This is a genomic window from Serratia marcescens (assembly GCF_001902635.1).
Lineage (GTDB): Bacteria > Pseudomonadota > Gammaproteobacteria > Enterobacterales > Enterobacteriaceae > Serratia > Serratia marcescens_F.
This window is the reverse complement of the sequence record NZ_MJAO01000010.1, coordinates 141,841-155,064: the sequence shown is the minus strand read 5'-3', so window position 1 is coordinate 155,064 and position 13,224 is coordinate 141,841. Positions and strand designations below refer to the sequence as shown.

General features: G+C 55.1%; 13 protein-coding genes. 1 reads left to right on the top strand and 12 read right to left on the bottom strand.

What is annotated here, in order from left to right:
- The first annotated feature begins 1,071 nt into the window (after positions 1-1,071).
- Positions 1,072-1,956, top strand: coding sequence for a LysR family transcriptional regulator (locus BHU62_RS12245; RefSeq protein ID WP_073532253.1), 885 nt, complete (start codon positions 1,072-1,074; stop codon positions 1,954-1,956).
- A 105-nt stretch (positions 1,957-2,061) separates the two neighbouring features.
- Here the strand turns inward: BHU62_RS12245 and BHU62_RS24950 are convergent, their stop codons facing one another.
- From BHU62_RS24950 to BHU62_RS12190, 12 genes are all read right to left on the bottom strand, one after another.
- Positions 2,062-2,340, bottom strand: a complete 279-nt coding sequence (locus BHU62_RS24950; RefSeq protein WP_139282279.1) for a hypothetical protein — start codon at positions 2,338-2,340, stop codon at positions 2,062-2,064.
- A gap of 43 nt (positions 2,341-2,383) precedes the next feature.
- Positions 2,384-3,676: an FKBP-type peptidyl-prolyl cis-trans isomerase N-terminal domain-containing protein gene (locus BHU62_RS12240; RefSeq protein ID WP_171971315.1), complete on the bottom strand. Its 1,293-nt coding sequence runs from the start codon at positions 3,674-3,676 to the stop codon at positions 2,384-2,386.
- Positions 3,677-3,726: 50 nt separating this feature from the next.
- The gene (locus BHU62_RS12235; RefSeq protein WP_073532251.1) at positions 3,727-4,242 is read right to left on the bottom strand and encodes a hypothetical protein; all 516 of its coding nucleotides are present in this window, start codon (positions 4,240-4,242) and stop codon (positions 3,727-3,729) included.
- An 88-nt stretch (positions 4,243-4,330) separates the two neighbouring features.
- Positions 4,331-5,317, bottom strand: coding sequence for a fimbrial protein (locus tag BHU62_RS12230; RefSeq protein WP_073532250.1), 987 nt, complete (start codon positions 5,315-5,317; stop codon positions 4,331-4,333).
- A 156-nt stretch (positions 5,318-5,473) separates the two neighbouring features.
- Positions 5,474-6,046 carry a fimbrial protein gene (locus BHU62_RS12225; protein ID WP_078062059.1) on the bottom strand — a complete coding sequence of 191 codons (573 nt, stop codon included), beginning with the start codon at positions 6,044-6,046 and terminating at the stop codon, positions 5,474-5,476.
- 10 nt (positions 6,047-6,056) lie between these two features.
- On the bottom strand, positions 6,057-6,569 hold the full coding sequence (locus tag BHU62_RS12220; RefSeq protein WP_073532249.1) for a fimbrial protein: 513 nt from the start codon (positions 6,567-6,569) through the stop codon (positions 6,057-6,059).
- Between the two features lie 11 nt (positions 6,570-6,580).
- Positions 6,581-7,111: a fimbrial protein gene (locus tag BHU62_RS12215; protein WP_078062058.1), complete on the bottom strand. Its 531-nt coding sequence runs from the start codon at positions 7,109-7,111 to the stop codon at positions 6,581-6,583.
- A 12-nt stretch (positions 7,112-7,123) separates the two neighbouring features.
- Positions 7,124-7,795, bottom strand: a complete 672-nt coding sequence (locus BHU62_RS12210) for a fimbrial protein (RefSeq protein ID WP_236720664.1) — start codon at positions 7,793-7,795, stop codon at positions 7,124-7,126.
- 46 nt (positions 7,796-7,841) lie between these two features.
- Complete coding sequence (locus BHU62_RS12205; protein WP_415915710.1) at positions 7,842-8,624, bottom strand: fimbria/pilus periplasmic chaperone; 783 nt, start codon at positions 8,622-8,624, stop codon at positions 7,842-7,844.
- Between the two features lie 155 nt (positions 8,625-8,779).
- Positions 8,780-11,431 (bottom strand): outer membrane usher protein, encoded by a 2,652-nt coding sequence (locus BHU62_RS12200; protein WP_078062057.1) that lies wholly within the window; start codon positions 11,429-11,431, stop codon positions 8,780-8,782.
- Between the two features lie 21 nt (positions 11,432-11,452).
- Positions 11,453-11,995, bottom strand: coding sequence for a fimbrial protein (locus BHU62_RS12195; protein ID WP_073532247.1), 543 nt, complete (start codon positions 11,993-11,995; stop codon positions 11,453-11,455).
- A 169-nt stretch (positions 11,996-12,164) separates the two neighbouring features.
- A complete protein-coding gene (locus tag BHU62_RS12190) occupies positions 12,165-12,695 on the bottom strand; it encodes a fimbrial protein (RefSeq protein WP_073532246.1) in 531 nt (176 codons plus the stop codon).
- Positions 12,696-13,224: the final 529 nt, after the last annotated feature.

The following is a 13,224-nucleotide window of genomic DNA, read 5'->3' as shown; positions in this document are numbered from 1 at the left end:
GCCCTGATGTATACTTATTGGCAGGTCTTAAGGTATTAACTCTGGAGGCATCATGAACTACTATGCGAAGGCTCACTTCTAGGTATCGTCAACTAACCTGGAAGTATCATGAAAAAACTGAAAAAGCAGTACAAATACTCTAAAGCATTCTCTGGTCGTTGTTTTAACTGGGTTTATTACCCTAACCTAAGAAACATCTCATGCAAATGCTTCAGTACTCGACAGGAAAAAAGCTATTTCTACCTGCATCATATTGAATATAAAGAGTATAACCTCAGGTTGCGGGCAGCCCGAGGAAAGCAACTCGCGGATCCATGGGATGAACTCCCTTCAGGTGTATATGATGTAGCTAAAAGCTGGAAACACAACTCCAGAAGAAGGCATCAGTACTATCGATAATAGCGCCCTTCAAGCGGCAGGAAGCAGCTGCCGTTTTCTATGTCGGAGACAATACGGCCGGTGTCTTGCATGCCGTGGACAACGTGGCGGTCTGCTTCACAACACCTTCGTAGCAAACAGTGAGGCTTCAATATCTTGATATAGCCCCGGGTGACGGTAATACTCTTGATGCAACGTTTGCGGTTTTACCCTAATCACTGTACGAAGTGTTCTGGCCCAGAGTCGACAGGTTAAACCGGGCAAAGAACAGCGCCTTCCCCTGCCTGCTGACTCATCGGAACAATGGTGTTATACAGCTGGTGTTGGCTCTATCTACTCTCAATCACTACCTGAGAGCAGGAGCTGACTACAGCGAGTTAAAAAACCAGGCAGGATGGATGAGAAATTCTCCATAGCTTTTGAAAAAATTTCCTCTTGGTGAAAAATAGAGATAATTGACCCGTTTTACATAGAAACTGGTTAACAAAAGAGCAGCGATATTTTACGAAATTAATAACACAAAACCAACAGTGTTGATGCTCGTATATCATCTATGAAGAGTGAATTACCTTTCACCCATGTTACGCAAATGCAGTTAAAGTTATATGGCCAATCTGACACGATGTGTTTTTTCGTGCATATTATCGTAAAAAATAGTACAGTAAGCTTTATGTTTACTTGCCTGGGTTTCTAATGATGTTTTCTAGACAAATAAAGCAATTCATTATTCTCGTACAGAAAAACAGTTTTTCCGAGGCGGCGGATGCAATATCGGTAACGCCATCTGCATTAAGCCATGGCATTCGTGATCTAGAAAAACGGTTGGGTAAAACGCTGATCATCCGAGGAAAATCTGGTATAACCCTCACACCTGACGGCCTTTTTTTATACAATGAAGTTTTGCCATTATATATACATGGTGAAAAAGTATTAAACACTTTAGATGATGGAAATTCTTTTTGTGATGTGACTGTAAAAACAGATGGTCTATATTACCCCTTCATTTCAGATAACCTTTTATCCATTTTAGGTGAAAGCAGCCGAAAAATATCCATCCTCAAGGGAAATTCAGGGGAGCTTATGGATGATTTGAAACACGACAAATGTGATATAGTTGTTGTTGCAAGTATCAACACTCCCCTGCCGAAACAAAAAAATACGCATCAATTATTACTGCCTAATGATTACCTTGGCTTGGTAATAAAGGATGAGCTTTATGAGCGATATAACTCCGTCAAAGACATTCTAAAGTCCGAACGATTGATTCAATATTGTGAGGCGTTAGCCCACCCAGCATTTAACACCTTAAAACTTGAAATGCAGAAATATGATTTTGATTACTCTATAGCCTGCATGCTTGATAATAAAGATGTTCACCGCGCGGTCATTAACGGATTAGGCGTTAGCTTTATCCCGGAAAGCCTCACTCACTACCCAGACTTTGGCGCAAAAGAGTTACACTTTATAAAAAAACCACTTCCAGTCGAAATGAATATACACCAATGCATTTACTTCAAACAAGAGCGATATTCTGACTTCATTGATATAACCAAAAAAATCAAAGGCGAAGCCAACTAAATAAACCTGAAAACAGGGAGAAATACAGTCACCACCATTGACCAAACCTACACCTAGAAAAACACCCTATCAGCCAGCATGCAAATATAAAACATGCATTTATCATCACCAGCCTGAATTTTTAATATCAACAAACAGAATCGGATAAATAAAACACATTCCCGCATGGTTGTTCATTAATATATGCATCAATAGGCTATCGGGAAACATTGGCTCCCTAATTTTCAACCTCAGCTTCGCGCCCCCCCATTTCTGTGGATACCCCAGATAGGGTATAATGAATGAGGTTTCTAACACAGGATTGTGTGTTTTTGACTGCCGGCATGGGGGACGGGCGTCACCCCATGCCGGATTTCCGATCCCTTCCGGCAGTAACAGTTCCATCCCCCTCTTTCCCTGGCTCACCGGCCATCAGTACACTACAGACCTACCCGGCCTTCAGTCCCGTCATTCGGTAAACCAGCACCGTGTACGCCGCCACTCCCTTCGGCAGCGGCAACGTGCCGTACACCGACTTCGCCAGCGCATACGCTTCCACTTCTGCACCCTCACCCAGCAGCGGCAGTGCTTCCCTGACTATCGCCGGCATGTCGTCATCCGGCCCCAGCGTCAGTCTTGGGATGGTGCTTAGCGTCTTCCCCTCCACCATGCGCTCCGTCAATGCCAGTGCCAACGGGGCGTCACTGTCCTTGATGGCCTTGCCCTTCTTCACCACCACATAGCTGATGCCCGCCACCGTTTTCGCCGGCTTGCGTCCGGCCAGCTGTTTAGCCAGTAGGGCCTCCCCCTCTTTCACCTTTGTCGTCACCTGCATCTGCAACCGACGGGCAAAACTCTGGTAAACCTTATCCATCTCTCCGCGGGGTAACTGCATCTTGCTACGAAGCCCATCATTCAGACCGGCGTTCACCCGCGCCAAGTCCAGTTCCACCCCCGAGGCGGCATACTCGCTCAGGCGTTCGCGTAACCCCGAGGCCATAGCCTGGCCGACCACATACGCCTCCTTGCGTGCCCCCGAGTCCAGCGGTACCGCGGCCACTTTTCCTGCAGCCGCAGCCCGTTCATTGGCTCGGGCCAGCTGACTGCGCGTCGACAGCAGCGTGCTTTCCAGCTGAGCACGGGCGTTGTCCGCCTGTAACAACCCGGCCCGGACGGTGCTCAGTTCTGCCCGGGCCAGCTTGAGTTGTGTCTGTACCGCTTTCAGGTCCGACTTTGCTTTTTCCAGACTGCCGGTACCGGCCAGCAGACTGAGGTTGTCATGTTCAAGCCGTGCCGATGTTGCCTTTAGAGACGCAATCAGCGCATCCTGCTCAGCCAATTTTTTGTCTCGCTCTGCCAGCCGGGCGGTCATTTCAGCCAGCCGGGCAGGGTCACTGGCCGAAACCACCTTGTCCTGCAAGGATCTCATCTCTCCGGTTAGCGCCATGACCTGCGCCTTCAACTTGCGGTTCTCGGCTCGCAGCGCCTTGCGAACGGCAGTTGATGATGACGACGCACTGCCGCTTCCCATCCCGTCCAGCACCGAGCCGTGCCCCGAAGACACTCCTGAACCATTAGTGCCAGCCGAGCCCTGTTGTACCATCAGCGCCCCCAGACTGTAATCATGGTTACCGGAGCCCCCCATCAGACCGGACACATCAGGCGTTCCAGCCGGCGGCGTGTAACCGCCCTGCTCTTCGGCCTGCAGCCCCGGTACCACGGTAAGCAGCAGTGAGAGCACGCACCAACCCAGCCAGCGCTGCGAGCACAGACGCAAATACCGTGACCGACTCATTGGGTGTTCACCTGGTTCAGCAACGCCGCCGACAGGTCACCGCGAATACGGTAACATAGGCTGGTCAGCGCATATTGGTACTTGGGCTGCACCAGGTCGTTGATATCCTTGCTGATACCCCCGGCAACGGCCAGGTACTGCGAACCGGTACGGGTGAGGCGGTCAAACTCGGTCTTGTAACGGGTGTACTTGCTGGCACTGAAGCGGCGCAGCGCATCCAACTCGCGCGTACACTGCGCCAGGCGGGAACTGTCGCGACTGCCGGGCGGCACAGCGGCGGGCGTGACCGTGGCACCCGATGCTGTCGGGGCAACCCGCAAAGGAACCAGTTCAACAGCGGCAAAAGAAGATGCGGGGGCACCGCCGTTTCCGGTCGTTTTGGTCGACGCCGGGGTAACCACCGGTTTGAATTCCTGCGCACAGCCGGATAACAACAAGAGCATCAGCAGCGACAGCAGGGTGATAAGAATAAGCGGGGCACGGCTGTGCCGCGCATCATGTCCGTATGCCATGGGATACCTGCAAGAAATAAATTAAAGCGACGAATACGTATAGACATATCAAGCCTGCCATTCAGGCACGAACAACTCGCTGTCTATTTTATTGCTGAGACACCACCAACGTAGCTGAGGTATTGAAATTACCTGTGGAAATATTATCAGGTGATACCGCTGAAGGACGCACTGGTGTAAAACTCAGTTTAACCGTGGATGAACCGTTAACCGACATACTCTGCGAACTTCCAGTAGTCATGACATTCCCATTCCAACGCATCACTACTCCAACATTGCTGTTACTGGTCTGAATAGCATCGTTATTCCAACTTACTGGATTAGCATTCATCTGCACATTAAAATCTACGACAGGTCCGGAGCAAGATATATTAAAATCCTTATTGATGGTATAATCGCTCGTTCCTGCCGTTCCTAAATCCATACGCTCTAGCTCGCCAAAACTGACGTTTATCGGATCACCTGTCGTTACTCGACACACAGACGTGTTAATGTCAGCATCATTCTTTGAATAAAGTTTCCATGTATAAGTGTAGCTATCACCAACGTTATTCCTCATGATAAACCCAATACTCCCTATATAATCACCTTTTTTAACATGCAACTGTTTCCCAAGCCCTTTATCAAGAAGGAAATACATTTTCAAAGGTAATGGCTTCGCCCTACCTTCCCCCTCATCGACCCAAGGCTTCAATGTCATTATATAAGCAGCAGGTACGGGGATATTATAATCCACACCATTTGCCGTAGCGCCACCAATCATATCAGAAAACACCGCTCTATTTAGCTCCGTCCGCCCAGAATTAAGACTTAATGTATCTGTATACCCCCCATCATTCCAACACCTCACTTGCGATGACATATCCAAAAATGTATTCTTCCCATCATTAAACTGGGGGCCAATGGTTACATCAAGATTTTCCTCACCACCACTAATAGGCTTACCATCTACTCGGCAATGAAATGCCAATGACTCAACCGGCCATACAACGGCAAGATAAATTAATGATAGTGCCGCCCCCTTACCGAAAGTAGAAAAATACCTCATTCTAAACCCAGAATTTATAAATACCATCAATAGTGCTCCTCACTCACCCTGTATATACCATAACTACTGAAACCAAAAAGATGCCGAACACATCAGCTTTTCATCGGGCACTCACTGAAACCGAATAACCTCTGGATACCTGAAATATAAATAACACTCACCCTTTTATTCGCTCTTCCTACCCTACGGATAATTAAGCTCAAACGTCGCCACCGCCGTGAATTCCCCTCGCCCGATGCGGTGGCTCTGGAGCGCACTCGGCTCACCCTGTACGTACCCCCGCAGGCGCAGCTGCGTTTCCCCATCCCGCAGCGCAAATCCCGGCGTCGGCTTGTTGAACGGCAGTGGATGTCCGTCGTCCAGCTCCATGCCGATGGCAATGCCTGCGGCAGGACCACTGGTCAGCGCCAGCAGCCCCGGCAGTTCTTTGCTCTCCGCCCCCTTGAAGGTCATGATGACCGTATCGCCCAGGCTCGTATCACACTCGATCAGATTGATGACGAACGGCTGACTGTGGGTGCGCGTATTCAGGTACAGGTATTTGTCGACCACCGTCCCAAAATCCAGGCGGATATCGGTGGTCTTCGGGTCCAGCACGCACGGGTCGGCCACCAGGGTGCCGTCAAAATGCAGGTTGTTGTCCTTCGCCTGCGCCTGCCCTGCCAGACCGGTTATCAGCACCGTCGTCATGACCGCGCCGGTTATCCGCATCAGCCAGCGCCGACGACGTACGTCATCCTTATGCGACTGCTTCATTGCTGTCTCCTCACTGGTATTCCGCCATCAACGTGGCCGTGGTACTGAAGTCCTGCTCCGGCAACGTCACCCCTGGCTGCTGCACCGGCACCGCCTGCAGCACCGGCGGGCTGCCATAGGTGATAGGCAGTGCCTGGTTGATGTCCAGCGGTTTGCCGTTTTGCAGGATGCGTATCCCCAGCCCGTTGGCGTTGGTGGCCAGTGCCGATTTATCGAACCCCGTCGGCGTGCCTTTCACAGACAGCAGCAGCGCCCAGCCCGGGTTGACCTCCTCGCAGGTCAGGGTGTAGGGCACCGGCTGCAGGTACTTCTGCCCGTCCACCTTGTTGATGCCGACGTTGCCGAAGTGCACGTTGATATCCCGGTCACCCGAAATATGGCACGGCTTCTTTTTCAGCGTGCCGTGGAACGTCACCTGACGCTCATCGCCCTTCTGTTCGGCCTGCGCCGCCGTCACCAGGCAAGCCAGCACCATCAACAGAGCAGTTCGCTTTCCGCGTGATGACGCATATTTAATTACCATCTCCGGCACCCTCAGTTGTAGGCCACTTTCAGCGTGGCCGAAGCACTAAACTCCTGACCGTTGCTGAAATCAGCACCGCTTTGTTTCACCAGAACACCTTCCAGTTTAGGCGGAGAGGACGGGTTCAGGTCATACCACTTCCCGGGTTCCATCTGGCTGTTGTCCCGCAATAGTTTGATACCCAAGCCTTTGGCGTTGGTGCCGAGCAACGTGCCGTCAAAATCCGCTCCGATCCCGGCCAGCTGCAGCTGAATGGTCTTGCCGCCGGCATCCCCCGAACAGGAAACACCGTAGTTCAGCGGTTGGCGATATCGGTCACCGGCGATGTCGCTGATAAACACATCACCGTACTCCACAGTGATGGGGTTACCACCGGCAAAGGTGCAGCGCCCGTTGGCCACCACCGTGCCGGTAATATTGATTTTCACGTTGGTGGTGTCCATTTTGGCTTCCGCCGGCAGGGACACCATCAGTCCACAGCCCAGCGCCAGCAGGCCGCTCAACGCGAGGGCTCTCCCCCCCTGCTTCGACTGTCCTTTCATGCCACCCGGTCCTCAGTCATAGTTGAGACTAAAATTCATTACCGCTCGGTAACTCCCCGTCGTCAGCGGCGCCTTCGTCCGCTCCGGCGTCACCGTGTACACCAGGGCATCATTCGCCGGCGTCACAAACTGCGGCGCACCGCGGTCCCCCAGACGAATATCCCGCTCCTGGCCGTCCCGAATGCGCAATCCGATGCCCGTCACGCCCTTAACCTGTACCAGACTCGGTGTGTCGACATCCGCCGGCGCCACAAACGACACCTGCATCACCGGTTGCAGCGCATCCCAAGTGGTGCTCCCTGTTCGCAAGTCACGCTGCCGCCCGCCCGAGCGCACACAATCGCGCAGCTGCAGCCGGAACGTCACCGGCGTCCCCAGATTGCCCACCTTACGCAGTCGGGCATTCGGGGTTTCACCCACCTCGACCTGCTGGAAGGTGGACGCCATATCCAGCCGGCACGCCCCTTCCGTCAGCGCCCCGAACACATGCAGCTCGCCGTGCTCACCTTCCACATCCCAGTTGTCCGGATTGGCCCCGGCCGGCAGCGACAACGTCGCCATCAACACGGCAGTCAGGACCAGCGGCGCCACCACCGTCAGCAGCCCGGTGCGCAGGTTCTTTTTGCGCAGGGCTGACGACAGGGACAGGGCACCCCGTTCATTGCGCAGTCTGTGACTCATCATGTTCTCCTTATCCGCCCCTGCGAGGACTCATGCCGGATTGCCCGACTCAGCCCGCCTTGCTGCTCTTCACCGTACAGGTGGTTCCCGCACACCCGAACGTCAGTGTCGGCCGGCCACCGTAATCATTGATGTAGGTCAGCACCGGGCTGCTGCCCAGTGCGCCGGCGCTGCCGCCGAGCTGGGCACTGCCCTTCGGCGGCACCATCATCGGCGTAAAGCCGGCCACCGAGTCGTCGTTCTGCGCCCGGCTGCGCGCCCCGGCGATCGTGACGTAATACGGCGTCGGGTTGTTGGCCACAAAATGATCGCCCTGACGCGTCAGCGTCAGTTTCTCCTGATACGGGTTGGCCTGCCCTTCACGCGTGATGGCAATCGCCTTCGGGCGATAGAACAACTTGATGCGCGTCTGCAACGCAATCTGCAGCGTGTTCGGTTTGTTGGCCTTTGGCGGAATTTCCCGCAGGTTGAAATAGAACAGCGTCTCTTTGTCCTGTGCCAGCAGGTTCTGCCCCCCCGTCGCCTGGATTTTTACCTGGCTCTTGGCACCCGGCTCGACGCGCTGCAACGGCGGCAGCGCCGTCAGCGGGCTTTCAATTTTGTTGCCGTCGGCATCCTCGACCCAGGCCTGCGCCAGGTACGGCAGTTCCTTGTTCTGGTTGCTGATGCTCAACGCCAGTGAACTGTCGGCCCCGTTGAACACTACCCGGGTGCGATCCAGCGCAATGGCCGCCTGAGCCTGCTGCACCGTCAACATCCCGGCCAGCATTGCGGCACCGGCCATCAGGGCACAAGGGCTCAATGCCCGGCCTGCAAGTTCGTTTTTCATCATATCTGTGCTCTTTTTCAATACGGATAAATTAAGGTGTGGTGCTCACGGCACCTCATGGGCTCCAGCCCCCATCCCCCGAAGGGGGCTACCGTCCCTGGCGGCCATTTTTGCTGCGTCATGCGTCCCGCCGTTCAGGTCGGAGACACACCGACGGTTCAGGACATCCCGCCCCTCTCCGCCGGTGTGGGTCGTTCGGGCAAGCCGCGGGAGGGCTCAGTCATCCCCCCGTCCAGGCGCCCCGACGTGTTCCCTGCGTCGGTGTTGGCCATTCCGCCTGTCAAACGGCACGGCAGCAGCAACTTGTGTGTCACCAGGTCATTCGGCAATGGTTTTGGCAGAGTGACCACGCACTGCGTCTGCCCGTCCCACTGCACCTTCATCTCGGCGCCGGGATTGATGCCCGACAGCCAGACACTGCCGCCGTCGTTGACAATCCCCACCTGCGCCTGGTTCGTGTTCAGCACCGTGGCGCCGAACGGCGGCGTACTGCCGTCGGCCAGCTTGATCACCGCCATCGCCTTCTGCCCGGCAATCACCCCAAACTTGCGATACCCTATCGCCCCCTCGGTCAGAGTGCCCTGCACCACCGACCGGGTGGCTTCTACCGTCTCAGGCAGCTTGTTGAGGTCTACATCCAGACTGTTGCGGTAATAGCTGTTGACGTCGCTGACCACCGCCTTGCCAAAGGCATTGGTATAGGTGACGCCCCCGTAACCGCGGATCGGCACACCACTTACGCCGTCGGCGTCGACCATCATGCGGGTACCACCGACGCTGTTGATGCGGTGCATCGCCGCCCCCTGCCGGGTCGCGGTCATCCCGCCCTGCAGCGACAGGCCCATCGCGCTGTACTCACTGCCCTGGAAGCTGGCATTGGCCGTCATCTCGGCCACATCCCCCTGGTGCGTGAAGTAACCGCTGCCCACCGCCCGGCCGCCGGCCCCGACGCCCGCCTTGACGTTGTAACTGTTGTTGTCGTCAAGCCGGTCGTAATAGCCCACGGTATTGGTGCTGCGCCCCCGGCCAAACTGGCCGTCGTAGTTCAGCGTACCGCTGTTGCCCCACGGTACCGCCAGGCTCAGGTACAGTCCGTCGTCGTTGGTGTGATTGTATTGGGTGCGGTACGCCGTCAGGCTCAGGCTGACGTTCTTGAACCGCCCAACGTCGAAGTAGCGCGACAGCGACAGGTTGTAGGTGTCGTTGTTCGGCCGGTCCCAGTAGGTCTGGTGGCTGTAATTGACATAAGCACTCAGCCCCAGATCCTGGAATTGCTTGTTGAACGTCAGGGTGTACAACTCCTTACCGCTGCCGTTGTGGATACCGCGGTAACGCGCATCCAGATACTGCGACATGCTCATGAAGTTGCGCTCCGAGAAACGGTAGCCGGCAAAAGTCACCTGGCTGTCGTACTCCTCGAACCGCTTGGAGTAGCTCACCCGATAGGAACCGCCCGAGCGGGTGGCGTCCCGCGGAAACTGGGCCCGCGACTGCGTCACGTCAAACGACAGCGCACCGAAGGCCAACAGGTCGCGGCCGATACCCAGCGCAAGCGCGTTGTAGTCCCCCGCCAGCAACCCGCCGCCGTACAGCGACCAGCCGTTGTTGATGCCCCAGGAGAACTCCCCAGTGCCAAACACCGGCCCCTGGTTGTGATGCTTGAAGTCTGAGGGCTTGCCGGTGGCGAACTTGTAGCGCACCATGCCCGGACGGGTCAGGTACGGTACGTTGGCCGTATCGACCTGGAACGTCTGCACGCTGCCGTCCTGCTCGGCCACTTTGACATCCAGCTTGCCGTTGACCGCCGTATTCAGGTCCTGAATGCGAAACGGCCCCGACGCCACGGTGGTCTCGTAAATCACCCGCCCCTGCTGACTGATGGTCACCTTGGCGTTGGTTTTTGCCACCCCGGTCACTTCCGGCGCATAACCACGCAGGTTCGGCGGCAACATGTTGTCGTCAGTCACCAAACTGGCACCGGTAAAGCGGAAACTGTCGAACATGCCGGAGGTGAGGTAGTCTTCACCCAACGTCAGTTTGGCGCGCAACGCGGCAATGGCCCGATACATGTAGTACCGGCTCCAGTCCCAATTCTGCTGCGTGCTGCCGGCCTGACCGGTGGTGTGGTTGTACTGCGCCTGCCAGTCGGCGCGCAGACGCCAGGTGCCCAGGTTGGCCCCGGCGGTGCCGTTGCCGCTCAACGACTGGGTCTGCTTGCCGCCCTGCGGGCGCGCGACCTGGCCGTTCAGGTTGTAGTCGAACAACACGCCGGCCAAGCCTTCATCCCAGCGTGACGGGGGATCCCAGTTCTCGGCGGTGTACTCCAGATAAGCCTGCGGCAGGTTGACGTAGAGCGCCCCTTCCCCCAGGTCACCGCGCAATGTCATGCCCGGCAAGGAGGCCGGTTCGAGGCACTGATCATCGTGCCACCAGGTCAGACGACGCAGCGCGTCCTCTTTCAGCCCCAGCTGTTCAACCGTCTCCCGCGTCAGACAGGCAGCACTGCCTTGCGGATCGCCCGCCGGTGCCATGAACCTGATCGCCTGCTCCGGCAACTCGTGCTGATTCAGCCGCACCACCATCTGATAGCTGCCGGGCATGATGTACCCGGCGCGAGCAAACTGGTTGAGGTTAATGTGGCTGCGGTCTTTGACATCCAGCACGTCGGTGTTGAACTCGACCTCGTCTGCCGCGGCCAGCACCGTGCCTGGGTTCATGGCCAGCAGCGCCAGCAACACCCCGGCAGCTACCGGGCGCAACGGTCTGTCTGCACAGGCATCCGGCAAGCGCGGAGAAACGAACGATGACATGGCTCTTCCCTTTCCTTAATCTCAGAAATAATCCAGTTTGAAACGGATAGTGGTCCGGTATGCTCCGGCTCGCAGCGTCTGATGGTCCCCAACCAGACGCAGGGTGTAATCCAGCCGCATACTGCCAACCTGCAACGCGCTGGCCGGCATCGGCTTGCCGGGCACGGCAATAGCACCTGCGATATCGGCAATCTGCAGACCAACGCCCCGCGCCTGGCCGCTGACGCTGAACAGGTCGTCATGCGCCGTCGGTCCGTCAAACGTCACGCGAAAATGCGACCAGTCCGGGCGATTGGGGAGCATTGGTGTCAGCGCACAGTCGACAAGGCGAATGCTGAACGGTCGCGTCGGGCCATAACCATCACGGATGATTTGCCCCACGGGCAGCGTCAGCATGTCGATGGTCTGGTCACGGCTGGCCACGTCGATGGCGCAGGGGGTATCAATGATGGAACCTTCCATGTTGACGCGGCCATGCCCCTGGTCACGGGCCTGAACCCCGGCAGCGGCCAGCAACGCCAGCAGGGAAGCCCCCACCCCGAGGCGGAAAGCAGCAGAAGACAACGTATAACCTGTGGGCAGAAGGCGTTCTGATAACGGGCTCACCAGCGTGTCACTCCCTGATACGGTTTGGAGTCTGGAATAGCATTTGCCGCGCCAACGCCACACCGCGTGACGGGCAAATGACGAAGAAAAGGAGTTGAGGCCGACAACTCGGCCTCAACCGCGTCCTTTACTGGTAAGCCAGCGTGAAGTTAGCAACAGAGGTGAACTCACCAGGCACCACAGAGGAGGCACCATTGCCCTGCAGGTAGGCCGCGAAACGCAGGGTGTTGTTACCGTCCTGGATTTTGGTCGCCGGGCTGGCGTCGCCCAGCTTGATGTTTTTACCGTCATCCGCCGTGATGGCGATAGAGGCACCGGAAGCGGTGCCCTTGATAGCCAGGTAGCCCGGCAGCGCGGTGGACTCTGTGCCGGTGAAAGTAGTGGTCACAGTTTTTTCTTTCAGTGCGGACACGTCACAGTTTTCCAGCTTGATATCGAACGAGCGCGGGTTGGATTTACCGCTGTTCACCAAGGCCTTGTTGGAGATTTGGCCCAGGTTGACGGTCTGGTCGATGGTGTCCGGGGTGATGGAACACGGTGCATCGATAATAGAACCAACGAAGGTCACAGTACCGTGCCCCTGATCTGCCGCGTTAACAACACCAACAGACATCGCAGCACCCACAGCCATAACCAATGCGATTTTTTTCATGTTCATACGTACATCCTTATCTAAATTTATATAAAATAAAAAACAGCAACCCTCAGCCGCTCCCTTGGTAATATTCCTAGAAAGAAACTCTGGTTTTACAAAATGAGAATTATTCCTTAGTGAAATAGATATCACTCCATTCACAAAGCAACACCGAACTTAACACTCGTTCTTCACCAACCGTCGCACCAAAAAAAAGCAGCACAACACCGCCGCATCAATAATAGATTTGACACGATAAACTAAAAAACAAGAAAACATCCGGCGTATAGTCACCCAAGGTGAATTAATGATTTAAATTTCCCTTTACAGCACTCCTTCCCATTAACATTCGACGTCATAAATATTACATCACCCACAGAAGCGGACAAAGGAAATAATCCCCTTCTCTGACAATTCACAATAATTAACTTACAAAACATGAAATAACTACTTATAGCGATTACCTATATCGCCACACAAACCAACAACAGAACAAAACACCATATTAACACCAACAAGCAACAGCTTAGATCGCGAAATCAAAAAAAACGAT

Bases quoted from the DNA above. Each gene is read 5' to 3' on its own strand.
- BHU62_RS12210 (WP_236720664.1), bottom strand. From the start codon at position 7,795: ATGATGAGTCACAGACTGCGCAATGAACGGGGTGCCCTGTCCCTGTCG.
- BHU62_RS12200 (WP_078062057.1), bottom strand. From the start codon at position 11,431: ATGTCATCGTTCGTTTCTCCGCGCTTGCCGGATGCCTGTGCAGACAGA.
- BHU62_RS12225 (WP_078062059.1), bottom strand. From the start codon at position 6,046: ATGAAGCAGTCGCATAAGGATGACGTACGTCGTCGGCGCTGGCTGATG.
- BHU62_RS12205 (WP_415915710.1), bottom strand. From the start codon at position 8,624: ATGATGAAAAACGAACTTGCAGGCCGGGCATTGAGCCCTTGTGCCCTG.
- BHU62_RS24950 (WP_139282279.1), bottom strand. From the start codon at position 2,340: ATGGAACTGTTACTGCCGGAAGGGATCGGAAATCCGGCATGGGGTGAC.
- BHU62_RS12215 (WP_078062058.1), bottom strand. From the start codon at position 7,111: ATGAAAGGACAGTCGAAGCAGGGGGGGAGAGCCCTCGCGTTGAGCGGC.
- BHU62_RS12245 (WP_073532253.1), top strand. From the start codon at position 1,072: ATGATGTTTTCTAGACAAATAAAGCAATTCATTATTCTCGTACAGAAA.
- BHU62_RS12230 (WP_073532250.1), bottom strand. From the start codon at position 5,317: ATGGTATTTATAAATTCTGGGTTTAGAATGAGGTATTTTTCTACTTTC.
- BHU62_RS12190 (WP_073532246.1), bottom strand. From the start codon at position 12,695: ATGAACATGAAAAAAATCGCATTGGTTATGGCTGTGGGTGCTGCGATG.
- BHU62_RS12220 (WP_073532249.1), bottom strand. From the start codon at position 6,569: ATGGTAATTAAATATGCGTCATCACGCGGAAAGCGAACTGCTCTGTTG.
- BHU62_RS12235 (WP_073532251.1), bottom strand. From the start codon at position 4,242: ATGGCATACGGACATGATGCGCGGCACAGCCGTGCCCCGCTTATTCTT.